This is a genomic window from Streptomyces sp. NPDC002623, assembly GCF_053592635.1.
In genome coordinates this window covers 43415-66556 of sequence record NZ_JBSFWB010000022.1, presented here as the reverse complement: position 1 = coordinate 66556, position 23142 = coordinate 43415, and the positions used below count along the sequence as shown (strand labels likewise).

At 73.6% G+C, this 23142-nt stretch carries 23 protein-coding genes; 9 read left to right on the top strand and 14 right to left on the bottom strand.

What is annotated here, in order from left to right; all coding sequences use genetic code 11:
- Positions 1–37 precede the first annotated feature (37 nt).
- The 3 genes from ACWD4O_RS33050 to ACWD4O_RS33040 all read left to right on the top strand — a co-directional run bounded on the left by ACWD4O_RS33050 (position 38) and on the right by ACWD4O_RS33040 (position 2165).
- Positions 38–901: a helix-turn-helix domain-containing protein gene (locus ACWD4O_RS33050; RefSeq protein WP_451285546.1), complete on the top strand. Its 864-nt coding sequence runs from the start codon at positions 38–40 to the stop codon at positions 899–901.
- A gap of 88 nt (positions 902–989) precedes the next feature.
- Entirely contained in the window at positions 990–1814 is an 825-nt protein-coding gene (locus tag ACWD4O_RS33045) for an SAM-dependent methyltransferase (protein WP_451285544.1), read from the top strand.
- A 135-nt stretch (positions 1815–1949) separates the two neighbouring features.
- Positions 1950–2165, top strand: coding sequence for a DUF5988 family protein (locus ACWD4O_RS33040; RefSeq protein ID WP_451285542.1), 216 nt, complete (start codon positions 1950–1952; stop codon positions 2163–2165).
- 67 nt (positions 2166–2232) lie between these two features.
- On the opposite strand, the gene ACWD4O_RS33035 is transcribed toward ACWD4O_RS33040, so the two are convergent.
- From ACWD4O_RS33035 to ACWD4O_RS33015, 5 genes are all read right to left on the bottom strand, one after another.
- Positions 2233–2658, bottom strand: a complete 426-nt coding sequence (locus ACWD4O_RS33035; protein WP_363172626.1) for an OsmC family protein — start codon at positions 2656–2658, stop codon at positions 2233–2235.
- A 68-nt stretch (positions 2659–2726) separates the two neighbouring features.
- Positions 2727–4526, bottom strand: a complete 1800-nt coding sequence (locus ACWD4O_RS33030; RefSeq protein WP_451285540.1) for a vWA domain-containing protein — start codon at positions 4524–4526, stop codon at positions 2727–2729.
- Entirely contained in the window at positions 4523–5584 is a 1062-nt protein-coding gene (locus ACWD4O_RS33025; protein ID WP_451285538.1) for an ATP-binding protein, read from the bottom strand. The genes ACWD4O_RS33030 and ACWD4O_RS33025 overlap by 4 nt, the downstream gene beginning before the upstream one ends.
- Positions 5585–5723: 139 nt before the next feature.
- Positions 5724–7907, bottom strand: coding sequence for a phage holin family protein (locus tag ACWD4O_RS33020; protein WP_451285537.1), 2184 nt, complete (start codon positions 7905–7907; stop codon positions 5724–5726).
- 89 nt (positions 7908–7996) lie between these two features.
- On the bottom strand, positions 7997–8407 hold the full coding sequence (locus tag ACWD4O_RS33015) for a hypothetical protein (RefSeq protein WP_351914766.1): 411 nt from the start codon (positions 8405–8407) through the stop codon (positions 7997–7999).
- Positions 8408–8491: 84 nt separating this feature from the next.
- On the opposite strand from ACWD4O_RS33015, the gene ACWD4O_RS33010 reads away from it, so the two are divergent.
- Both ACWD4O_RS33010 and ACWD4O_RS33005 read left to right on the top strand, forming a co-directional pair.
- Positions 8492–9265, top strand: coding sequence for an MBL fold metallo-hydrolase (locus tag ACWD4O_RS33010; protein WP_451285535.1), 774 nt, complete (start codon positions 8492–8494; stop codon positions 9263–9265).
- Positions 9262–9891 carry a DedA family protein gene (locus ACWD4O_RS33005; protein WP_451285534.1) on the top strand — a complete coding sequence of 210 codons (630 nt, stop codon included), beginning with the start codon at positions 9262–9264 and terminating at the stop codon, positions 9889–9891. Before ACWD4O_RS33010 ends, ACWD4O_RS33005 begins: the two co-directional genes overlap by 4 nt.
- A 203-nt stretch (positions 9892–10094) precedes the next feature.
- Here ACWD4O_RS33005 and ACWD4O_RS33000 read toward each other — a convergent pair whose 3' ends face one another.
- The 4 genes from ACWD4O_RS33000 to ACWD4O_RS32985 form a co-directional block, all read right to left on the bottom strand.
- Positions 10095–11189 carry an MBL fold metallo-hydrolase gene (locus ACWD4O_RS33000; RefSeq protein WP_451285532.1) on the bottom strand — a complete coding sequence of 365 codons (1095 nt, stop codon included), beginning with the start codon at positions 11187–11189 and terminating at the stop codon, positions 10095–10097.
- The gene (locus tag ACWD4O_RS32995; protein ID WP_451285530.1) at positions 11186–12433 is read right to left on the bottom strand and encodes an aminotransferase class I/II-fold pyridoxal phosphate-dependent enzyme; all 1248 of its coding nucleotides are present in this window, start codon (positions 12431–12433) and stop codon (positions 11186–11188) included. The genes ACWD4O_RS33000 and ACWD4O_RS32995 overlap by 4 nt, the downstream gene beginning before the upstream one ends.
- Positions 12434–12798: 365 nt before the next feature.
- The gene (locus ACWD4O_RS32990) at positions 12799–13548 is read right to left on the bottom strand and encodes a hypothetical protein (RefSeq protein WP_451285528.1); all 750 of its coding nucleotides are present in this window, start codon (positions 13546–13548) and stop codon (positions 12799–12801) included.
- Positions 13549–13842: 294 nt separating this feature from the next.
- Positions 13843–14466, bottom strand: coding sequence for a TetR/AcrR family transcriptional regulator (locus ACWD4O_RS32985; RefSeq protein WP_451285526.1), 624 nt, complete (start codon positions 14464–14466; stop codon positions 13843–13845).
- 147 nt (positions 14467–14613) lie between these two features.
- Between ACWD4O_RS32985 and ACWD4O_RS32980 the strand changes: the two genes are divergently transcribed.
- Positions 14614–15546, top strand: a complete 933-nt coding sequence (locus ACWD4O_RS32980; protein ID WP_451285524.1) for an NAD(P)-dependent oxidoreductase — start codon at positions 14614–14616, stop codon at positions 15544–15546.
- Positions 15547–15629: 83 nt separating this feature from the next.
- The gene (locus ACWD4O_RS32975) at positions 15630–16010 is read left to right on the top strand and encodes a DUF2795 domain-containing protein (protein WP_398423543.1); all 381 of its coding nucleotides are present in this window, start codon (positions 15630–15632) and stop codon (positions 16008–16010) included.
- A gap of 66 nt (positions 16011–16076) precedes the next feature.
- Here the strand turns inward: ACWD4O_RS32975 and ACWD4O_RS32970 are convergent, their stop codons facing one another.
- From ACWD4O_RS32970 to ACWD4O_RS32960, 3 genes are all read right to left on the bottom strand, one after another.
- Positions 16077–16400: a DUF6158 family protein gene (locus tag ACWD4O_RS32970; RefSeq protein WP_451285522.1), complete on the bottom strand. Its 324-nt coding sequence runs from the start codon at positions 16398–16400 to the stop codon at positions 16077–16079.
- A 100-nt stretch (positions 16401–16500) separates the two neighbouring features.
- Positions 16501–18120: an ABC-F family ATP-binding cassette domain-containing protein gene (locus ACWD4O_RS32965; RefSeq protein ID WP_451285520.1), complete on the bottom strand. Its 1620-nt coding sequence runs from the start codon at positions 18118–18120 to the stop codon at positions 16501–16503.
- 80 nt (positions 18121–18200) lie between these two features.
- Positions 18201–18860 carry a histidine phosphatase family protein gene (locus ACWD4O_RS32960; RefSeq protein ID WP_451285518.1) on the bottom strand — a complete coding sequence of 220 codons (660 nt, stop codon included), beginning with the start codon at positions 18858–18860 and terminating at the stop codon, positions 18201–18203.
- A gap of 195 nt (positions 18861–19055) precedes the next feature.
- Here ACWD4O_RS32960 and ACWD4O_RS32955 point away from each other — a divergent pair, with 195 nt between their 5' ends.
- Positions 19056–19877, top strand: coding sequence for a class I SAM-dependent methyltransferase (locus ACWD4O_RS32955; protein ID WP_451285516.1), 822 nt, complete (start codon positions 19056–19058; stop codon positions 19875–19877).
- 67 nt (positions 19878–19944) lie between these two features.
- Here the strand turns inward: ACWD4O_RS32955 and ACWD4O_RS32950 are convergent, their stop codons facing one another.
- Together ACWD4O_RS32950 and ACWD4O_RS32945 are read right to left on the bottom strand one after the other, a co-directional pair.
- Complete coding sequence (locus ACWD4O_RS32950; protein WP_451285514.1) at positions 19945–20655, bottom strand: GvpL/GvpF family gas vesicle protein; 711 nt, start codon at positions 20653–20655, stop codon at positions 19945–19947.
- A gap of 106 nt (positions 20656–20761) precedes the next feature.
- The gene (locus ACWD4O_RS32945; protein WP_451285512.1) at positions 20762–22609 is read right to left on the bottom strand and encodes a transketolase; all 1848 of its coding nucleotides are present in this window, start codon (positions 22607–22609) and stop codon (positions 20762–20764) included.
- A 134-nt stretch (positions 22610–22743) separates the two neighbouring features.
- Here ACWD4O_RS32945 and ACWD4O_RS32940 point away from each other — a divergent pair, with 134 nt between their 5' ends.
- Entirely contained in the window at positions 22744–23094 is a 351-nt protein-coding gene (locus ACWD4O_RS32940) for a VOC family protein (RefSeq protein ID WP_451285510.1), read from the top strand.
- Positions 23095–23142: the final 48 nt, after the last annotated feature.

Below are 23142 nucleotides of genomic sequence, written 5' to 3'. Positions count from 1 at the left end.
CTGGCCCGCGTGCCCGGACACGTAGGGGAGACGTGGCGTGAGTGAGCGACGGCCCGCACCTACGGTGGGCCAGGTAGTACTCGGCAGGCGGCTGCAGGAGTTACGCGAGGCGGCCGGTCTCGGCCGCGAGGAGGCGGCCCGCGCCCTGCGCGTGGCCGCGGCGACCGTGCGCCGTATGGAGACGGCCGACGTCGCCCTGAAGGTCCCTTATGTACAGGTGCTGTTGGAGACGTACGGCGTCCCCGAGGCGGAGGCCGAGGCGTTCGTCTCGCTCACCGAGGAGGCGAACCGGCCCGGCTGGTGGCAGCGCTACCACGACGTGCTGCCGGAGTGGTTCAGCCTGTATGTGAGCCTGGAGGGCGCGGCGCGGCTGATCCGTTCCTACGAGCCGCACTTCGTGCCCGGGCTGCTGCAGACGGAGGCCTACGCGCGTGCCGTGCTGGAGGCCGGGACGGTCGGGCGGACGACCCCGGATTCGCTCGAACGGCACGTGTCACTGCGCATGGCCCGTCAACGGCTGTTGGAAGGCGGCGACCCGCCGCATCTGTGGGTGGTGATGGACGAGACGGTGCTGCGCCGCCCGGTGAGCGTCGAGGCGGACGTGATGGCCGAACAGCTCGACAAGCTGATGGAGTTCGCCGAGCGCGACCGGATCACGCTGCAGGTCTCCGAGTTCGCGTCCGGCCCGCATCCGGGGACGTCCGCGCCGTTCTCGCTGTTCCGTTTCGCCGAGCCGGAGCTGCCCGACATGGTCGTCACCGAGTATCTGACCGGTGCTCTGTACCTCGACGACCGCAAGGAGGTCTCCGCGCACCTGGAGGTCCTCGACCACATGACGACCCATGCCGCGTCCGCGCAGCGCACCAAGGAGATCCTGCGGAACGTCCGCGCGGACCTCTGAGCACGGCCGACCGGCCGGCCTGCCGCCCGCGCGACGCGGCCCCACGTTCCTCCGGACGCTCGACCGATCCTCCAGGAGCAGAACCGCTATGACCGGATCCGAGGCAGAGCAGGCCGCCGCCGCCCCGATAGACACCACCAGGCCGCATCCGGCCCGTGTCTACGACTGGTGGCTGGGCGGCAAGGACAACTACCCCGTGGACGAGGAGCTGGCCCGTCGCATCCTCGCCGTGGACGGCACGGTGCTGCGCGGGGCGCGGGCCAACCGCCGGTTCATGCAGCGCGCCGCCCGTGCGGCCGCCGAGGCCGGTCTGCGCCAGTTCCTGGACATCGGCACCGGCATCCCCACCGAGCCCAACCTGCACCAGGTGGCGCAGGGCGTCGCCCCGGCGTCCAAGATCGTGTACGCGGACAACGACCCGATCGTGCTGCGGCACGCGGAGGCGCTGCTGCACAGCTCGGCCGAGGGCTCCACGCAGTACGTGCACGCGGACGTCCGCGACCTCGACTCGCTGCTGCGGCGGGCCGGCGAATCCCTGGACTTCGCGCAGCCGGTCGCGCTGTCGCTGGTGGCGCTCACGCACTATCTGGGCGAGGACGAGGCCGGCGACGACGTGTACGGCCTGCTGAAGAGGTACGTGGCCGCGCTCGCCCCGGGCAGCTGGCTGATCCTCTCCCAGGTCACCCCGGACCTGAGTCCGCAGGCCATCGAGAAGGCCGCCGAGAACTTCCGGCGCAGCGGGACCCCGTTCCACCCCCGCTCGCTCCCCGAGTTCTCCCGCTTCTTCGAGGGCCTGGAGCTGCTCGGCCCGGGCGTCATCCCGGTCTCCGGCTGGCGGCCGGACCCCGAGGACGTGGCCGCCCAGGCGGAAGGCATCGTCCCGGTGTACGCGGGCGTCGCCCGCAAGCCCTAGCGGCAACCGCTCAGAGCTGCGCTGCAGCACCAACCGGAGCATCGGCATTTGTGCAGGCGGTCCTAGCCCTTCGCCTCGCCTCGGCCTGAGAGTGGAGAGAGCTCAGTGCCGACACCGGATGGAGGGTGAATTTTCATGGCGCAGACCCCCAACGTCATCCTGGAGGGCGGCGGACCTCTCATTCCCACCGACGAGAGGATCCGCTTCCTGTCCAACACGGCCGAGCCCTTCAAGCTCTTCCTCGGCAACCGGCATGAGCACTACGAGCCGAGCGACACACGGCATGCGCACCACGACGGTCGCGAACTGCGGGTCTTCACGTGGGTGCGCCGCACCTACGTGGCCGAATAGCGCATACGGGCCGGCATGCAGTGCACTGCATGCCGGCCCGAACTACGTGCAGGCGCGGCGCGCTCGCTCAGGCGAGCTTGGCCGCGAGGGTGATCGGGACGGCCTTGAGGGCCTGGCTGACGGGGCAGTTGGCCTTGGCGTCCTCGGCCGCGGCGACGAAGCCGTCCTCGTCGAGGCCGGGCACGGTGCCCTCCACGGTCAGATGGATGCCCGTGATGCCCTCACCCGGCTGGAAGGTGACGTCGGCCGAGGTGGTGAGCCTGGTGGGCGGGGTGCCGGCGCCGGCCAGGCCGTGCGACAGTGCCATCGAGAAGCAGCTGGAGTGGGCGGCGGCGATCAGCTCCTCGGGGCTGGTCTTGCCGTTCGCCTGCTCGGCGCGCGACGGCCACGACACCGGCTGCTCACCGATGCCGGAGGAGTCGAAGGTCACGACACCGTTGCCCTCGAGCAGGTTGCCTTCCCAGACGGTGTGTGCGGAGCGCGTGGTAGCCACGATTCTTCCTTTCGGATGGGGTTCCCGTCGGACGGGATTCCGTGTCCCCCATCCGATCACACTCCGCCTCACCGCACCTGGAACACCGGCCCCTGTGCCGTGAACGGCAGTCGGCTGCCCTGCGGGATCAGATAGGCGTGCTCGCGGCGGACCCGCAGGACGTCGCACCAGCCGTCGGTGATGACGAGGACCGGCGCACCGGGCGGGAAGTCGTCGGCGCGGTGCAGCAGATCGATGCCGGGCTGCAGCACCGTGCCGCCGCGGCCGTGCACACGGACCCGGCCGGCGATCTCGGTGACCGGGAGGTAGCCCGCGTCGTGCGGGGCCGCGTCGCAGAACACGACCCGGGCGGCCGGTACGTCGCGGGCCTCGGCGTAGGAGGCGATGGCGCCCAGCGCCTTGCCGAGGAGGGTGCGGTCCATGGAGCCCGAGGTGTCCAGGACGACGCCGAAGGTGCACCGCGCGATCTCCTCCGGCGGGAACCAGCGGCCGGCGCGCGGGATGTCGGGGGTGGAGGCCTGGCGGCGCGCGGGACGGGCGTACGTCCGCAGCGGCTCGGGGCGCGGTACGAACTCGTCGAACCAGCGGGCGAGTCGGGCGTCCCAGGGCAGCGGCGGGTGGCTGAGCGCCCGGATCTCCTCGACCAACCCGCCGGGCAGAAAGCCGCGTTCCTGCCGCTGATGCAGGTCGAGGCCCTGGGCTAGGCCGCGGCGGTAGAAGCCGTCGAGGTCGACGTGGTCGCCGGGCGGGCCGATCGGGGCGCCGAGGATGTCGCCGAGGCCCTTGCCGCGCAGGGTGGCCAGGCGGCGCATCCGGCGCAGGTCGCCGGCGATGCGGTCGTAGACCTCCTCGCCGGACAGGCCCGCCAACTCCGCGTCGTACAGCAGCCCTTCGGGCATCGTGCCGACCTGCATCTCGCGCAGCCAGCCGTTGACGACGTAATCGCAGGCGACGTTGAAGAGGTAGGGGTCGCGGGTGCCGCAGCGGTCGCCGTGCCGCAGGGCGGCGTGCAGCATCTCGTGGGCGAGGATGAACCGCCACTCCTCGTCCTCGAAGGTGCGCAGCGGATTGACGTAGATCTCGCCCGCCTCCGCGTTCACGGCGGCGACCTGGATGCCGTAGGCGCGGGCGAGTTCGGCGTCGGCGACGAGTTTGACGCCGGCCGCGATGCCGCCGAGCAGCGGGTACGAGGAGACGAACCAGCTCAGCGCCTCCTCCCAGGGGCGTCGGTCGGCCGTCTCGCCGTCGAGGGAGTCGCGACGGCCGCCGGCCATGTCCATCGCGGCGGACACGGTCCGGGTGAGCGCGGTGGCGAATCCCAGCTGCCAGTCGTGGGGCTTGCCCCGGCCCCGGTCCTCCCAGGTCAGGAGCACCTGGTCGGGTTCCGTGCCCGCGGTCCCGCAGTGCTCGTAGACGGGCGGCAGACCGCTGTTCCGCCAGCGCTCGGCGAGCTGCTCCTCGGTGCCGTCGGGGTAGGCACGCGGCAGATCCTCGGGGGCGCGCCCGATGGGAAACGTAAGCAGAAAACGGTTCACGACGGCACAGCGCGCGGCGAGTTCGAAGCGGTCGGGCTGGACGCGTACGCCCCGGGCGATCGGCAGATGCCCGAAGCCGAGATGCAGGGCGGCGTGGGCGAGCGACCAGGCCCACAGGGCGGGGTCGGCGATACGGTCGGGGTGGGCGTGGATCTGGCCGCTGGAGTGGACGACGAGGAGCCCGTCCCGGGGCGCCTCGGCGCAGTCCGGTTCACGGCAGACGCCGAAGTCGACGGCTGCCAGCGCCGGGTTGGCCCGCACCAGCCGCGCCCCCTCGGCGAACGCCTCCGCGGCGGCGTCCCGCTTCCTCTTGCCGCGCCCGCCGCGGCTCACCGGCGCGCCTCCACCAGGCGGGGCATGTCCCGGGCCGCCTCGACCAGGAACCAGGCGGGCAGCACGGGGTTGCCGTCGGCGTCGGAGGCGATGACGGTCTGGGCGACCTCGACGGAGATCTCGGCGAGCTGCACCAGCAGCGACTTGGCTCGGTACGCCGTCTGCCGGCCGTTCGCCGACATGTGCTCCTTGACGGCGGGCAGTTCCTTGCGGAGCCGGCCGCGGAACGACTCGGCCAGGTAGTAGAGCAGGTCACGGTCCTCGACGCGGTGCGGCCAGGGGGCGTCGCCCTTGAGGACGGCCTCGATGCCGTACCGGCTGCGCACGATCTTGACGTAGCCGCAGAAGGCGGTGGCGTGCGCGGGCGTCAGCGTGCCGTGCGCGAGGACCTTCAGGGTGTCCTCGTCGAGGCCCGGTCCGAAGGAGTGCAGCGCGTCGGAGAGCATGTGCCAGGAGCGGGGCGTCGAAAACGGTTCCTCGGTTTTCGGCGGCTTGGACCACAGGTGGTCGGGGCGGTCGATCAGGTGATCGAGGACCCACGGGTGGATGGCGTTGGCCGCGGCCCACTTCAGCCAGTCCTTCGGGGACGCCTCCAGGTGGACGTGGGTGAGCCGGTTGACGAGCGCGGAGGCGATGGGCCGGGCGAGCGCGTTGTCCGTGGCCCGGTTGCCGGCGCCGATGACGATCGAGCCCTTCGGCAGCTCGTAGTTGCCGATGCGGCGGTCGAGAATCAGCGAGTAGAACGCTTTCTGGACATCGGGCGTGGCCGCGTTGAGCTCGTCCAGGAACAGACAGTACGGCTCGTCACGGGCGATCGCCTCCGGCGGGCAGAACACCGACCGGCCGTCGCGGATCTGCGGGACGCCGATCAGGTCCTCGGGCGCGAGCTGGGTGCCGAGCAGACTGACGCACTCCAGCCCGAGCGACTCGGCGAACTCCCTGACCAGGGAGGACTTTCCGATGCCGGGGGCACCCCAGAGGAACACCGGCCGCACGGTGGCGAGGCCGAGCAGGAGTTCGGGGATACGGGCGGGCGTGACGGTCACGGCAGCCTGCAAGGCAAAGCCCCCTCGGGGGAATCGAAAGAAACAGAAGCAAGGAGAAGAAACGGAGGAATGCCGCAAGGGCGCGGATCGGTACGGCCCGGTGTGCGTACGGCCCAGTGTGTGCGTACGCCCCCGTCGGCGCAGCCGAATTTCAGGCGGCGTGCTCCTCCGGCGCCGGCCGCACGGGCACCTGGGGCCCGTTCGACTCGCGCAGCCAGCGGCGCAGGACGCGGTGGACGTGCTCCGCCCCGGCGAGCTCCTCGTCGTCCTCGACCGGCGCGGACAGGGCGAGCGGCGACAGCAGGAAGGGCCTGGCCTGGGCGCCGCCGAGGCCGCCGTGCGAGCCGATCTGCTCCTCGAAGGCGAGGACCTCGCCGTCGGCCGGGTCGTGGAAGGAGTTGACCATGATGTCGGCGGTGTGCGGGAAGGAGTGGGTGCGGCGCACGGCGTCGGCCGCGCCGGGCCCGAAGACGGCCAACGGGCCCGGATTGCGGTCGAGTCGGTCCAGCGGGATCTCCGCGCCGTACGCGCCGAGGACGACCCCGCCGTGCTCCTCGCTGCGGACGAGGAGGAATCCGATGCCGGGGTGGTTGGCGAGGGTGGTCAGCAGGGCGGGGTGGCGGGCGTCGATCTCCTCCTTGCTCATCCGGTGCGGGACGTCGGGGAAGGAGATCAGGCCGAGGTTGCCCGAGGCCAGCACGATCGGCTCCGAGCGGCGGCCGGCCGGCCGGTGCCGCTCGCCGCCCTCCTCGACGGGCCGGCGCAGCGCCGCGCGGACGGCCGCGCGGGCCTCGGCGCCGCTGTGGGTCCGTTCGGCCTTCCGCGGCACGGGCAGCCCGCAGCCGGCCCGCACCAGGTCGCCGAGGGTGAGGCCGTAGCGGGCGCGGAACGTCTCGCCGGGGCTCTGGCCGTGGTCGGACAGGACGACGATCCGGTACGGGCGGGGAGCATGCTCGGCGACGGTCCCGATCAGCGCGAGCGCCCGGTCGAGCCGGCCGAGGACCTGCTCGGTGTCCCGGCCGAGCGGCCCGGAGTGGTGCGCGACCTCGTCGTAGGCCACCAGGTCGGCGTAGACGGCGGTGCGGCCGGCGAGCATGTCGCCCATCACGGCGGCCACGACGACGTCCCGCTCGACGACGGTCGCGAAGGCGCGGACGAACGGGTAGAGGCCGCCGCGTGCCACGCGCGGGCGGTCCTCCCGCAGCCGGGCGCGGGTGGACTGGGCGATCTCGCGGACGACCTCGGCGACGAACGACAGGGCGGTGCGCACGGCGTTGGCCGGGTCGGAGAAGTAGGCGAAGTAGCCGGACCGGGACCGGGTCTCCCGGCTGCGTCGGCGGGTGGCGATGGACAGCACCAGCGCCTGTTCGTCGGCGCCGCCGCTGAAGAGGTTGCCGCGGCTGGCGCCGTCGGCGGACAGCAGCCCGCCGTCAGCGGTGTGCTCGACGGCCCGGCGCTGGAGTTCGGCGGCGCTGGTGGGACGGTTGCAGACCATCACCTCCCGGTTGTCCTTCTCGTACCAGCGGAAGGCGGGCACGTCGTGATTGCTGCCGTGCAGGATCCCCAGCTGACTGGCCCCGGTCTGACTGGACCAGTCGGTCCGCCAGGAGATGAGCCGATGCGTGGGCCGGATCCGCGGGTCGGGCGCGCGGCCCTGCCGCGGGTCGTCGCCCTGCCGCGGGTCGCCGTCCGGGCGCGGTGGGCCGCTCGACTCCGGGCGCGGTGGGCCGCTCGACTCCGGGGACGGCCCGCCCAGCCAGGTGGCGACGGTCGGCATCAGGCCCTTGTCCACGGCGCCGACCAGTACGTCGTGGCCGACGCCGTCGAGTTGGAGGAAGACCGTGCCGGGGGTGGCGGGGCAGGCGGGGACGCCTCTGCGACGCCGGTCGGAGAGGCGGTACAGCCGACGGCGGTAGGCGTCGTCGTCGCGCACGGCCAGCGCGCCGCCCGTCGCGGAGGCGACGGCGGACATCACGGCGGCGACGATGACGGCGGTCTCGGGCGCCGCCTCGCTCTGCCCGGAGGGAGTCAGCCGCAGGGCGAGCAGCAGCAGCGAGCCGTTGAGGAAGAACACCAGCAGGCCCAGCACCAGCGCGGGCACCAGCAGCAGCAGACGGACGAGCAGGGGCCAGACCAGAGCCGACAGCACACCGAACACCCCGGCGCCGACGGCCGCCGTCACGGCGATGGTGGTCGCGCTGTCGCCGTCGGCGGACTGCAGCCGGAAGTCCGGCAGGATCCCTGCCAGCACCAGCATCGTGAGCGTGGAGACACCCCACACCGCGACGCTGCGCCCCACCTGGCTGACGGCCCGCCGCCACCGCACCCCACGCACGCCCCGTACACCTCGCGTTCCGCCCCCGACGACCGCGGGGGCCGGCTTCCACCCTGTCACACCGCGCCGACAGCCACCCGGCGCGGCGGCTATCGCCCGTCGTAACCGGCGGTCGGCATCGACAGTCTGCGGTGCACCCGGGCCTTCATCTGCGCGTCGTAGGCGGGCTCGGCGCTGCCCACGGTCTCCACCCGCACCCCGCGCCGCGCGCACTCCTCGGAGAACTCCTCGACGGACGACAGCGCGCTCTCCAGCACCCTGCGGCTCGGCGCGACGAACAGGTCGACGCCGGGCCGGACCCCGTCCCACAGCACGCAGTGGTCGGCGCGCAGCCCGCGCACCAGCAGTTCCCGGCTGACGACGTATCCGCGCTCCGCGGCCCACCGCGCGCACATCGCGTGCTGGCTGCGGGAGTCCACCAGAAAGGGATCGTCGTCCAGTTCCTCGAGCGGCGTCAGACTCGCGATCGCCGTGACCCGCATGACCCGCACCGGTCCCATGGCGTCCCCCTCACCTCCGGGTTTCGCCGCCGACCCTACTCCTGCCCGTACGCTTCGGGGGAGTCGCGCGAAGGAGGCAAAGGGGTGCCGGTGGAGATCACGTGGTGGGGTCACGCCACCTGCACGGTGGAGGATTCGGACGTACGTGTGCTCACCGATCCCCTGTTCGCCCGCCGCCTCGCTCATCTGCGCCGCCGCCGGGGCGCGCCGCCCCCGCCCGACGCCTGGCGGGCGGACGTGGCGCTCGTCTCCCACCTGCACGCCGACCACCTGCATCTGCCCTCGCTGGCGCGCCTCGCGCCGGGCACGCGCCTGCTGGTGCCCCGGGGCGCACCGCGCGCCGTCCCCGGGCTGCGCCGGCTGCGGCAGCTGGAACTGACCGAGATGGCGGCGGGGGACGAGACGACCGTGGGCGACCTGCGGATCCGGGCCGTGCCGGCCCGCCACGACGGGCGTCGGCTGCCGGTCGGCCGGCACCACTCCCCCGCACTCGGATACGTGGTCGAGGGCGAGGCACGGACGTACTTCGCCGGGGACACCGGCCTGTTCGAGGACATGGCCGAGGAGGTCGGACCGGTCGACGTGGCGCTGCTGCCGGTGGGCGGCTGGGGGCCGTATCTCGGCGAGGGACACCTGGACGCGGGGCGCGCGGCCGAGGCACTGACCCGGATCGCGCCGCGCAGTGCCGTGCCGGTGCATTACGGCACGTTCTGGCCGATCGGCATGGACGCCGTGCGCCCCCATGAATTCCATGCCCCCGGCGAGGAGTTCGTACGACTTGCGGCGGAGCGTGCGCCGGGGGTCGCGGTGCACCGGCTCGGGCACGGGGAGAGCGTGCGCCCGGAGGTCGCGCGGTGAGCTGGCGGCTCGCCGCGGCCGTGACGGCCGTGCCCACGGAGTCCACCCAACAGGCCCTCGGCTATCCGTCGTTGTTCCTGCTGGTGCTGATCGGGGCGCTGGTGCCGGTGGTGCCGACGGGCGCGCTGGTGAGTTCGGCGGCGGTGGTCGCCTTCCATCAGACGGCGCCCTTCTCGCTGGCGCTGGTGTTCGTGACGGCGTCGCTGGCGGCGTTCTGCGGGGACGCGGCGCTGTACTGGCTGGGGCGGCGCGGAATGCGGTCGAGGAACGGCTCGCGCTGGCTGGAGGCGATCCGTTCACGGGCGCCGGAGGAGCGGCTGACGCAGGCGCAGGAGAAGCTCGCCGAGCACGGCACGGCGGTGCTGGTGCTGTCCCGGCTGGTTCCGGCGGGCCGGATCCCGGTGATGCTGGCCTGTCTGATGGCGCAGTGGCCGCTGCGCCGCTTCATGCGGGGCAACTTCCCGGCCTGCCTGGCCTGGGCGCTGACCTATCAGCTGATCGGCATCCTGGGCGGCTCGCTGTTCCCCGAGCCCTGGGAGGGCGTGGTCGCCGCGATCGCGCTGACCGTGGTGATCGGCGTGCTCCCGAGCCTGTGGCGCCGGGTCAGGGGAACCCGCGCCGCATAGACCCTGCCCGGGCCGAGCAGGGAATCCGACCCGGGTCGGCCCGGGTCGGCCCTGATCGGCCCTGGTCGGCTCCGGTCGGCCCTGGTCGGCCCTGAGCGGCCCTTGGCGACGCGATGGGCTGCGCCGGAAGCGCCGACGGCGCCGAGACCGCGGCCCCGGCGCCCGCCCGATCGGCCGACCGGTCGGCCGATCGACCGTCGGGGCTACTCCAGCACCCGTGAGCCTCCCACCGGCAGGTCCCACAGGGCGTCCCGGTCCAGCCCCGCCTCCTCCCAGGCCGCACGCACGCGCGTGAGGGGTTCGAGGACGGGCTCGGCGGACAGCACGAACGTGCCCCAGTGCATCGGGGCCATGCGCCGCGCGCCGAGGTCGAGGGCGGCGCGGACGGCCTCCTCCGGGTCGCAGTGGACGTCGCTGAGCCACCAGCGGGGGTCGTAGGCGCCGATGGGCAGCAGGGCCAGGTCGATGCCCGGGTAACGGCGGCCGATGTGGGAGAACCAGTGGCCGTAACCGGTGTCTCCGGCGAAGTAGAGGCGCTGTCCGTCGGGGTCGGTGAGCACCCAACCGCCCCACAGGGAGCGGCAGGTGTCGGTGAGGGTGCGCTTGGACCAGTGGTGGGAGGGCACGAAGTCGAAGCGGACGCCGGACAGTTCGGCCGCCTCCCACCAGTCCAGCTCGGTGACCCGGGTGAACTTGCGGCGCACGAACCAGCGACCGAGCCCGGCCGGCACGAACACCGGTGTGTCGCGCGGGAGTCGGCGCAGCGTGGGGGCGTCCAGATGGTCGTAGTGGTTGTGGCTGACGACGACCGCGTCGACGCGCGGCAGCGCCTCCCAGGGAACGCCGACGGGGGTGATACGGGCCGGGGTGCCGAGGATGCGGCGGGACCAGACGGGGTCGGTCAGCACGGTCAGGCCGCCAATCCGCACGACCCAACTGGCGTGTCCCGCCCAGGTGACGGCGATCGTGCGGGCGTCCACGCGAGGCAACGGGCCGGGTTCGAAGGGCAGTCGGGGGATGTCCGCGAGGCCTTTCCGGCCGGGCCGCACGGAGCCCTCGCGGGCGAACCGGGCGACGGCTTTGAGGCCGGGCAGCGGAGAGGTCAACCGGTCGTGGAAGGTCCGCGGCCACACCCGCCGTTCGCCTGGCCGGCGGGGCTCGGCGAGCGGCGGCGCGGGCGGCACGGGCGGCGCGAGTGGAGACGGGGACGAAGGGGCCGAGGTGTCTGCGGAGATGTCGGCGGAGATGTCGGCGGTGGTCACCGTGCTGGTGGTGGTCGACTCTGACTGCTGCGTCATCGAGGAGGCTCCCATCGCTGAGCGTCGTCACGGAGATCGTCGAAGACCGACCTCAGAAGCGTCAACGCGCGTTGCACGTGTGGCAGTTCCAACGGTGTGGGTGACGTGAGACATTCCGCGCGCTGCGCGTGCGTGCCGTCCAGCAGCATGCCGGTGGACAGCCGGACGCGCAGCGCCCCGAGGTCGTCCCCGAAGCGGTGACCGCCCGGCGCGGGCATGCCGAGCCGGGCGGAGAGGAAGTCCTCCAGTTCCTGTGCGTCGCCCACGCCGTGCGCGGACAGCGCTTCGCGCAGCGGCCCGAGATCGACGTACAGGTGGCGGCCGGCCCGGGGCGGCAGGGCCAGACCGCCCGCGGCGGTCACGGCGGCGTGCACGGCGTCCGCCACGCGCGCGTGCAGGCGTACGGCGGCGGCCGTGCGCGCGGTGACCGGCTCCGGCTCGGCCAGGGCGTACGCGGCGGCCGCGGCGACGGGTGCGGCCACGCGCGCGTCGAGGGCGGTGAGGACGTCGAGCACGCGCGCGTGCAGGCCGTCGCCGACGGCCGAGGCGGGGAAGCGGGCGACGGCCGCGGGCCAGCCGACGGGCAGCAGGGCGCCGGCCAGGTCGCTGACGACGGTGACCTGCTCGGGCAGCATCTCGGCGGGGCTGACCAGCACGGTGTCGTAGGGGGCGTGCAGCGTGTCGCGCCAGGTCTCGTCGCTGACCAGGTGCAGGCCCTCGCCCGCGGCGGCCTCCACCGCCTCGTGCAGCACCTCGGGCGGCGCCACGGTCGCGGTGGGGTCGTCGGCGACGGACAGCACCAGCAGTCGCGGGTCCCCGCCCTCGGCGCGCACCCGCCGCACGGTCTCCAGCAGGGCGTACGGGTCCGGGACGCCCCCGCACTCGGCGGGCGTCGCCACATGGAAGACGGGTCTTCCCAGCAGGCGCGCGTACGGCGCCCACCAGGCCGCGCAGGGCCGGGGCACCAGGACGTCGCCGCCGAGGGCTGCGGTCAGCGCGAGCAGCAGCGCGGGAGCGCCGGGCCCGGCCACGACCCGCCCGGGCTCGGCGGGGGCGCCGCGTCGGGCCCAGTAGCCGCGGGCCGCGTCGAGAAGGGCGGGGCCGCCGCCGACCGGCTCGCCGTCGGCGAGGCCGGCCGCCTCGGCGAGCACCGAGGCGAGTTCGGGCAGCACCGGCAGTCCGTCCGGGGGGAGCGGCGGACCGTAGCGGACGGGCCCGTGGTCCTCCGGTTCCGTCCGCCGCATGTCGACCTCCGCGCAGTCCGTGCCCGATGCCGTCGCCGGTGTCCTGTGCCGTCCCCCGCCGCCGGGCGCCGGCGTGGGCCGTGTGGTGCGGGTCGTACGTGTGGTGCGGGTGCTGGGGGTGGTGCTGATGGCGCTGGTGGTGCTTGACGTCTCGTTCGGGACCCGGCGTTCGTACGAGGCTCGGCGCTCGTGCGAGACCGGGCCGCCGTACGAGGTCGTCGAAGCCGTCGAAGCCGTCGAGGTGGTCGAGGTGGTCGAGGTCGTTCGTGCCTCTGGGCTCTGCGTACCCGGTGGGGCCTCGCCCCATGACCGGCCCCGCGCGTTGCGCCGGTCACAGCGCGGGCCGGACCGGCTCTGCGGCGGAGTCAGGCGTTCCTCGCGGGGTCGCGGCGGCGCAGTCGGTGCACGGCGGCGGCGAGCGCACCGGCGATCAGCAGGCCACCGGCGGCGAGCGCGGGAACGGAGTCCGTGAAGGCGCCGCCCGCACCGGCCCGGACGCCGTGCCCGAGGGCAGCGGGGGCGCAGGTGGCGTCGTGGGACGCGGTGCCCCGGGGCTGGGGCGCGGGCCGGTCGCACGGCTCGACGGTGGGGCAGGCGTCGGGGTTCGGCCGGGAGACGCCCTGCGCCGCCGGCGGACACGGTCGACCGGTGGCGCAGGACACGCCGACGGTCGCCGACCCGCAGGGCTGTGCCCCGCCGCGCGCGACGTCCAGGGTCGCGCTCCACGCCTTGCCCGGTCCGCCGGCCGCCGCCGGACAGGTCCCGTCGACGGTCCAGGCGGCGTCCGTTCCGACCGCCGCCGGACTCGCCTCCAGGTCGGCGGCGGGTGCGATCTGTGCGGTGCCCCGGTAGACGGGCCCGGTCTGCGCGTCGTCCCCGGGGACCTTGGTCAGCTTGACGGTGCCGTCGGCGAAGGCCTGCGAGACGGCGTCGACGCTCTCGGGGGCGGCGACGCCGAGAGGTCCGCAGGAGACGGACACGGTGACGCTGCCGCCGGGGGCGACGCTGCCGGGGCTGACCTCCGCCGCGGGATCCGCGTACGCGGCCGGACCGGCGGCGACCAGGACGGCACCGGCCACGGCGAGGGCGGAGAGGAAGTGGGCGCTGCGACCCATGGAACGGCTCCTTCGGCCGGTGACTGCGGGGCGGGACGTTGCTGCCCCACAGCCATCACAGCCCGAGGGAACACGGGGCGCGCGCGGCCGGACGCCATTGGCGGGACGGGAGCCCCCATGCGGGTGACTCGGGACCCGGCCACGCTCCGGAGAGCCGACCCGTCGGTCGATCACCCTCCCTCGCCCGGTCGCCCTTGCCCGACGCCACTCGGTGCCACTCGACGTCTCTCGATGCCACTCGACGCCGCTCGACGTCTCTCGATGCCCCTCGAAGTCACACCCCGTCACCCGATGTCAGTCGACGTCTCTCACCGTCGTCGCAGGCGTCGTCGCACGCGTCGTCGCGTCGAGGAGGGGGCCGAGTTCCCGGGCCACGGCGGTCAGGGCGCGGACGTCCCGCTCGGCACGGGCGATGAGGATCGCGCCCTCCAGGGCGCTGATCATGAGCGTGGCGAGCGCACCGGCCCGCTCCTCGGGCACGCCCATGTCCGTCAGGGCCTGTCCCACCGGCCCGGTCCAGGTGGCGAACGCGGCCGAGGCGGCCTCCCGCGTGGACGGCGAGGCCTGCGCGCAGTCCACCGTGGCGGCGGCCACGGGGCAGCCGCCCGCGAAGCCGGCGGCCTCGTACTCGTCGGTCCACTGCCGCACCATCGCGGCGAACAGGGCGCCGGGCGTCGGTTCGGGCAGCGCGGCGAGGAAGCGGGCGACCCGGTTGCCGGCGTACCGGCCCGCCCAGCCCACCGCCTCGTTGACCAACTGTTCCTTGCCGCCGGGGAAGTAGTGCTGGAGCGATCCGCGCGGCGCGCCGGCGTGGGCGGCGACCTCGCGCATACCGGTCGCGGCGACCCCGTCGCGCCGGATGAGCTGGGCCGCGCTGAAGACCATCCGCTCGCGCGGCCCCCGTTCGGACACCGCCATCCCCGACCTCCCTTTCCTGGACCCCTGGACCCCTGGACCTCTGGCCCCCTGGGCTCCTGAGCCCCTGGACCGCGCGGGCCCTCGGCCTTCCGGCCCTTCCGGCCCTTCCGGCACCACCCTATGACCACCGTCATAGGGACGACTACTATGACCACGGTCATAGCGAGCGAGTGGTCGGGGCCGGAAAGGCAGGTCAACGTGTACGTCGGTTTCGTGGGTCTCGGGGTCATGGGGCAGCCCATGGCGCTCAACCTCGCCCGTGCCGGAACGCCGCTCGTCGTGTGGAACCGCACGCCCGGCCGGTGCGCGCCCCTGCGCGCCGCCGGAGCCGAGGTCGCGGCGAGCCCGGCCGAGGTCTTCGAGCGGGCCGAGGCCGTGATCCTGATGCTGGCCGACGAGCCGGCCGTCGACGCGGTGCTGGGGCGCGGCACACCGGGCTTCGCCGCGCGCGTCGCCGGGCGCACCGTCGTCCACATGGGCACGACCTCGGCCGAGTACTCGAGCCGTCTGCGGGACGACGTCCTGGCGGCGGGCGGGGGTTACGTCGAGGCCCCGGTCTCCGGTTCCCGGGTCCCGGCGGAGCGGGGCGAACTCGTGGGGATGCTGGCGGGCGACGACAACGCCGTGGCGGCCGTACGGCCCCTGCTGGCCCCCATGTGCCGGGAGACGTTCGGCTGCGGACCGGTCCCGGGCGCGCTGCTGATGAAGTTCTCGGTGAACCTGTTCCTGATCACGCTGGTCACCGGGCTGACCGAGGCGTTCCACTTCGCCGACCGGCACGGACTCGACCAAGGCCTGCTGCGGGACGTCCTGGACGCGGGCCCGATGGCCAGCGCCGTCTCCCGAGTGAAGGGGCCCAAGCTGCTGGCCCGCGACTTCACCGTCCAGGCGGCCGCCGCGGACGTCCTGAAGAACAACCGGCTGATCGCGGAGGCCGCCCGCCGGGCCGGCCTGGCCTCCCCGCTCCTGGACGTCTGCCACACCCTGTACGGCGAGGCCGTCGAGCAGGGCCACGGCGGCGAGGACATGGTGTCCGTGCTGCACGCACTGGAGACCCGGACCGCCGCGCCGCCCGGGTGAAGTGCCTGCGTCGATCCCGTGTCGGCTTCCCGTCCTCGGGTACGCGGTGGCCATCGGGAAGCTCTGGAGGGAGAGACACAGACATGCAGCGAGGCAGTGCCCGGCTCAGTGTGCACCGGGACGAAGAGATGAAGCACGAACTGCAGGGCCTGCTGAGGTCCGGACACCCCACGCGGAGCGAGGAGTGGCACGACCCCGAGCCGTCCGCCGAGGACGACCCCGCGGTCTGGGGCGGGCCGGTGGCACCGGGCAGCCCCCGGGCGTCGCTGGCGACGGTGCGGCTGGAGCTCGGCCGCATCCTGGGGCGCAGTTCCTTCCCCGCGGGTCCGGGCGCGCTGGCCATGGGCCTGCGCCGCAGGAACGCGCCGGACACGCTCGTGGAGGCCGTACGACGCCTGCCGCACAAGGACCGCTACGCCAATGCCCAGGAACTGGCACAGGCGCTGGTCGGGAGCGGCGGCTGACAGCAGGGAAAGGACCGGCTGACAGCAGGGACAAGGACACCGACCCGTCGGCCGGCTCCGGTGGGCTCAGGCCCCGCCGGAGCCGCCCGTCGTTCCGGGGCCCCACTTGCCGACCGGAGTGCCGGACCGGCCGGCCGGGGTCTGGCGGGCGCGGCCGTCGTTCGGCCCGGCGGCCCGTTCCCTGGCCCCGTCGCGGGTGCGGGACGGGGAGACGAAACGGCGTGGGTTGCGGCGCAGGTACTCGCCCTCCAGCTGGGCCATGCGGTCGTTGTGGGCGCGCAGGGCGTCGTTCGAGCCGTGGAGCAGTGTGTCGTGGCGCGTGCGGTGGATCGTCTCGAGCTCTTTCATGAGCTGTTGGTCGTCCAGCCGGTCCGGGTCGACTCCGGTCATGGTGGTGCCCCGTCCGTCGTTCCGACTTCTGCCTCCACTGTACGAACATTCGGGCTCCCGGGCCCTCCGTGCGCCGGCAGAGTCCCGGGGGCCCCTCGCGCTACCGGGCCCGTTCCACGCGCCGCTCGTCCCACACGGGCTCCGGGGTCTCCCGGACCCGGCCGTCGCTGCCGAAGACCAGATAGCGGTCGAAGGAGCGGGCGAACCAGCGGTCGTGGGTGACGGCCAGGACCGTGCCGTCGAAGGCCTCCAGGCCCTCCTGGAGGGCTTCGGCGGACTCCAGGTCGAGGTTGTCGGTCGGCTCGTCGAGGAGCAGGGCCGTGACTCCCTGCAGTTCCAGCAGCAGGATCTGGAAGCGGGCCTGCTGGCCGCCGGAGAGCCGGTCGAAGCTCTGCTCGGCCTGCTGGGTCAGCTCGTAGCGGCGCAGCCGGGACATGGCCGGGCCCCGGTCCTGGGCGTGTTCCTTCCACAGGATGTCCAGGAGGGGGCGGCCCAGGAGCTCGGGGTGGGCGTGGGTCTGCGCGAAGTGCCCGGGCACCACGCGCGCGCCGAGCTTCCACTCCCCCGTGTGCGCCACGGTGTCGCCGGCCAGCAGTCGCAGGAAGTGCGACTTGCCCGAGCCGTTGGAGCCGAGGACCGCGACCCGCTCGCCGTAGAAGACCTCCAGATCGAAGGGCTTCATCAGACCGCTGAGCTCAAGTCCCTTGCAGGTGACGGCCCTTACGCCGGTGCGGCCGCCCTTGAGGCGCATGGTGATGTCCTGCTCGCGCGGCGGCTCCGGCGGCGGTCCGGCCTCCTCGAACTTGCGCAGCCTGGTCTGGGCCGCCGCGTACCGGGAGGCCAACTCATGGCTGATGGAGGCCGCCTGACGGAGGTTCAGGACGAGCTTCTTCAGCTGGGCGTGCTTCTCGTCCCAGCGCCGGCGCAACTCCTCGAAGCGGGCGAAGCGTTCGCGGCGCGCCTCGTGGTAGGTGGTGAAGCCGCCGCCGTGCACCCAGGCGTCGGCGCCGGTGGGCGAGGGCTCCACGGAGACGATCTTCTCGGCGGCGCGGGAGAGGAGTTCGCGGTCGTGGGAGACGAAGAGGACCGTCTTGCGGGTCTCCTTCAGCCGCTCCTCCAGCCACCGCTTGCCGGGCACGTCGAGGTAGTTGTCCGGTTCGTCCAGGAGCAGTACCTCGTCGGTGCCGCGCAGCAGCGCCTCCAGCACGAGCCGCTTCTGCTCGCCGCCGGAGAGGGTGCGCACGAGCCGGAACTGGGCCTTGTCGTAGGGGACGCCGAGCGCGGCCGTGGTGCACATGTCCCACAGCGTCTCGGCCTCGTACCCGCGCACCTCGGCCCAGTCGGAGAGCGCCTGCGCGTACTGGATCTGGGCCGCCTCGTCGTCGACGGTCATGATCGCGTGCTCGGCCTTGTCGAGGACTTGCGCGACCTCGCGGATACGGGGCTGGGCGACGGACACCAGCAGGTCGCGGACGGTCGTCTCGTCCCGTACCGATCCCACGAACTGGCGCATCACGCCCAGGCCGCCGGTCACTGTGACCGTTCCGCCGTGCGGTTTCAGCTCGCCCGAGATCAGCCGCAGCAAGGTCGTCTTGCCGGCGCCGTTGGGCCCGACGAGGGCCATCACGGCCCCTTCCCCCACCCGGAACGACACGTCGCCGAGCAACGCCCTCCCGTCGGGGAGGTAGTACTCGAGGTGCGCGGCTTCCAGATGTCCCATGAGGACGCATTGTGCGGGCCGCCCACGGCATGCGGCAAACCGTTATGAACGCGACCCGGGCAGACCGCCGCCCGCACCCGTCAGGCGTCGGCCCCGGTCACCGGCCGGCCCGCCGGTCCGCCCTCGCCGGCGGGCGTCACCGTGGCGCCCGCCCACTCCAGGGCCTTCCAGCCGTCGGCCGGGGAGCCCTCCAGGACGATCGTGCCGGTGTTGGCGAGGCGGTGGGCCGCGGCGAAGGGGACGTCGATGCCGTCCACGCGGGCGGCCGCCCAGCCCCGGATCGCGGCGCCGTGGCTGACCAGGGCGACGGTCCGGGCGCCGCTCGCCGCGGCTTCGGCGACCACGCCGTCGTAGCGCGCCAGGAACTCCGCGCCGCTCTCCCCGCCGGGCATCCGCAGGTCCACGTCGCCGGCCGCCCAGGCGAACACCGTGCGCATGTAGAGCTCGCCGTGCTCGGAGTCGCCGGGGAGCATCTCCAGATCGCCAGCGGAGATCTCCCGGATCCCGTCGCGGACGAGGACGTCGAGACCGCGGGCGGCGGCCAGCGGGGCGGCCGTGAGCCGGGTGCGCACGAGGGTCGAGACATAGAGCGCGTCGATGTCCTCGTCGGCCAGGGCCTGCGGCAGGGCGGCCGCCTGCTGTTCGCCGAGCTCGGTCAGGCCGGCGCCGGGGACGGCGGTGTCGAGGAGGTAGTCCACGTTCGCGGTGGTCTGGCCGTGACGGATGAGCAGCAGGCGCATGCAGTGGCCTCCGGTGTCGCCGATGCCGAGAACCGCCCCCGCACGGGAAACGGCCGTTTCAGGGTAACCCCACCCGATATGACGATCCGTCAGTCCACATTTCAAAACGATCTGTCTCACCATGCGGCTGTCGGCATACCGTGATCGCACCGGGACCCCCGGTGCGGACCCGTTTCGTCGAGAAGGGGCAGAGCCATGCCGAAAGCGCAGGAGACCGCCGTCTACACGCACGGACACCACGAGTCGGTGCTGCGATCGCACACCTGGCGGACCGCCGCCAACTCCGCCGCCTACCTGCTCGGTTCGCTGAAGCCCCACATGAAGATCCTGGACATCGGCTGCGGCCCGGGCACCATCACCGCCGACCTGGCCGCCCTGGTCCCCGACGGACACGTCACCGGCGTCGACCGCGCGCCGGAGATCCTGGAGCAGGCCCGGGCCACGGCCGAGGGACGGGGCCTGACCAACGTCGACTTCGCGGTCGCCGACGTGCACGCCCTGGACCACCCCGACGCGACGTTCTGCGTGGTCCACGCCCACCAGGTGCTCCAGCACGTGGGCGACCCCGTACAGGCGCTGCGCGAGATGCTGCGGGTGACCAGGCCCGGCGGTTACGTCGCCGTCCGCGACTCGGACTACGCGGCGATGGCCTGGTACCCCGCCTCGCCCGGGATGGACGACTGGCTGGACCTGTACCGCCGGGTGGCCCGGGCCAACGGCGGCGAACCGGACGCCGGGCGGCGGCTGAAGTCCTGGGCGCTGGCCGCCGGGTTCACGGACATCACCGCCACCTCCGCCACCTGGACGTTCAGCACGCCCGAGGAGCGGGCCTGGTGGAGCGGCCTGTGGGCCGACCGCACCCTGGCCTCGGCCTACGCGGAGCGCGCCACGCAGGGCGGGCACGCCTCCGTGGACGGACTGCGCGCCGTCTCGGAGGCCTGGCGGGAGTGGGGTCGGCGCGAGGACGGCTGGTTCGGCGTCCTGCACGGCGAGATTCTGTGCCGAAAGCCCGCCTGATCCGTCCCGCCTGATCCGTCCCAGGTCATACGTCCCAGGTCATACGTCCTCGGTCATACGTCCTCGGTCATGCCTGCTCGCCCGGTGGCCAGGGTTCCCCGGCGGACTCCACGAAGGAATAGGCCGCCCACGGTCCGGCGAGTTCCACGCGTACGCCGGATTCCTCGTCCTTCGTGCGGTCCACCGTCTCCACGAATTCCTCGGAATGCGCGCGCGGCACGAGATAGGCGGCGTTCAGCACGTTCTGCCCGCAGGCCTCGGCGAGGACGGAGGCCTGCGGCGGACGCAGCCGGACGTCCTCGGCGTGCGCGGACAGCGCGCTGTGCAGTCGCCCGGAGAATCGCTCGGCGCGCTGCCGGATGTCGTCCTCGGCGTCCCGCGCGGACTGCGCGTACACCCTCACCCCCCACTCGACCCGCCCCGCGAGCCGCTCCAGGGTGCGCCGGAAGTCGTCCTCGCGCTCCTCCATCATCACGCGGACGCCGCTGTCGTCCCGGAACACGGTGGCAAGCCGGAGCGGCAGCGGTGTGGTGACGGCCGTGAGCGCGTCGATCACCTGCTGATGGGCGCGGGCGGTTCCCGCGAGCCAGTCCACGTCCGCCAGCCGGCGGCGGAGCGCCTCCTGCGCGAAGTCCCGCGCCGGCACATGGCTGACCACGGCGATCAGGCCGTGGTGGGCGAGCAGTCTCGGCGGATCGCCCGCCACGCCCGTCAGGTCGGCCTGGAGGGGCGCGCCGAGCGGACGGCAGACGGCGTACACATAGCGCAGTCCGGTCACAGGGACTCCTCTCCCGCCGGAGGTCCTCCGGTCATCGTCCTCCCGGCCGCCGTCCTCGGCATCCCACGGCTCCTCGCGCCCGCGCCCCGGCCGCCTGCGCCGCCGCTCACGGCACGATCGCCTGTTCCACCAGCAGCCGGGCGGACGCGGCGATCGACTCGGCGTCGATGCCGGCGGCGTGCAGCTGCTCGGCCGGGCTCGCCGAACCGGGCATCGTCCGGACGGCGAGACGCACCAGCCGGGGCGGCGGCCGTCCGTCGAGGAAGGCGTCCAGGACGGCGTCCCCGAGGCCGCCCTGCTCATGGTGGTCCTCGACGCTCAGCAGGCAGCCCGTCTCCTCGGCGGCCCGCCGCAGCGTGGCCCGGTCGACGGGTTTGACGCAGTACAGGTCGACGACCCGGGCCAGGATGCCCTGGCCGTCGAGCGCCTCGGCGGCCTTCAGCGCCTCGTGCACGGTGACGCCGGCCGCGACGATCGTCAGCCGGTCCCCGTCGGAGGAGCGCAGCACCTTGCTGCCGCCGACCGGGAACTCCTCGTCCGGCCCGTAGAGCACCGGGCCGGCGCCGCGCGAGGTGCGCAGATAGCGGACGCCGTGCAGGCCGGCCATGGCGGTCACGAGCCGGGCGGTCTGGTTCGGGTCGCAGGGGTACAGCACGGTGGAGCCGTGCACGGCCCGGAACATCGCCAGGTCCTCCAGGCCCATCTGCGAGGGCCCGTCCTGTCCGATGGCGACCCCGGCGTGCGAGCCGACCAGATTGACTCCTACGCCGCTGATCGAGGCCATGCGGACGAAATCGTGCGCCCGGGTGAGGAAGGCGGCGAACGTGGAGGCGTACGGCACCCAGCCGCGCGTCGCGAGGCCGACCGCCGCGGCGACGAGCTGCTGCTCGGCGATGTAGCACTCGAAGAACCGGTCGGGGTGCTCCTCGGCGAAGGCCTCGGCGCGGGTGGAGTCGCCCACCTCGCCGTCGAGGGCGACGACGTCCTCGCGGGCGGCGCCGAGGGCGGCGAGCGCCCGGCCGTAGGCGTCACGGGTCGCCGCCTGCTCCCCCGGCGCCCAGCGGGGGAGGTCGAGCCGTCCGGTCCGGACGGAGTGCAGCAGGCGGGCGTCGGCCGGTTCGCGCACCCGGACGCGCAGGTCGCGGACCCCGCCCAGCTCCTCGATCGCCTCGTCGGCGTCGGGCAGCGGCTTGCCGTGCAGGCCCTCGCGGTCCTGGACGGAGGCGACGCCCTTGCCCTTGAGGGTGCGGGCCAGGATCGCGGTGGGCTGCCCCTCGGTGGAGACCGCCTCGCCGTAGGCGCGGTCGATCGCGTCCACGTCGTGCCCGTCGATCCGGACGGTGTGCCAGCCGAAGGCCTCGAAGCGGCGGGCGTACGCGGCCAGGTCGTGGCCGTGCCGGGTGGGGCCGCGCTGGCCGAGCCGGTTGACGTCGACGATCGCGGTGAGGTTGTCCAGGTGCTCGTGTCCCGCGTGCTCGGCGGCCTCCCACACCGAGCCCTCGGCGAGCTCGCCGTCCCCGCACAGCACCCAGACGCGGTATCCGGGGCGGTCCGGCCGCTTCCCGGCCAGCGCGATGCCGACGCCCACCGGCAGCCCCTGCCCGAGGGATCCGGTGGCCGTCTCGACCCAGGGCAGCCGCTGCGGGGTGGGATGGCCCTCGAGCCGGCTGCCGAGCGTGCGGAAACTCAGGAGTTCCTCGTCGTCGACGGCTCCCGCGGCCTTGAAGGCGGAGTACAGCAGCGGCGAGGCATGGCCCTTGGAGAGGACGAAGCGGTCGTTGCCGGGGTGCGCGGGGCGGTCGAAGTCGTAGCGGAGGTGGTGCGCGAGCAGCACGGCCATCAGGTCCGCGGCCGACATCGAGGACGTCGGATGCCCGGACCCCGCGGCGGCGCAGGCCCGCACGCTGTCCACCCTCAGCTGCTGCCCGAGTTCGGTGAGTTCGGCGGTGTCCATGGCCGCCGGGTACCCGACGTCACGGACGCTTAACGCCACGGACGGGCCGCCGGAAAGGCGCCGGAGGAGCGGGACGAGAAGGGATCGGGTGAAGGGACGGCGTCTCGGCGGCCGCCCCAACTAGGCTCGTGCGCATGGACATTCTGGGAACCGCACTGCGTGTCTGTGTCGACGATCTGGAGGCCTCGGTCGCCTTCTACGAGCGGCTGGCGGGCACCCCCGCGCTCCGCTTCGAGCGGGGCGGGGTGGAGGTCGCGGCGGTCGGCTGCTTCCTGCTGATGAGCGGCCCCCCGGCGGAGCTGGAGGTGCTGCGCCAAGTGGCGGCGACGATCGCCGTCACGGACGTCGACGAGGCGCACCGCACCCTCACCGAGCTGGGCGCGGACGTCATCGCGGGCCCGGTGCCGACACCGGTGGGCCGCAACCTGATCGTCCGGCATCCGGACGGAGCGGTGTACGAGTACGCGGACCGGCGCGGGCGCTGACGCCCAGGTCCCCGCCGGGCGCCGGAAAATCCCGGTGCGGTGCGTCCA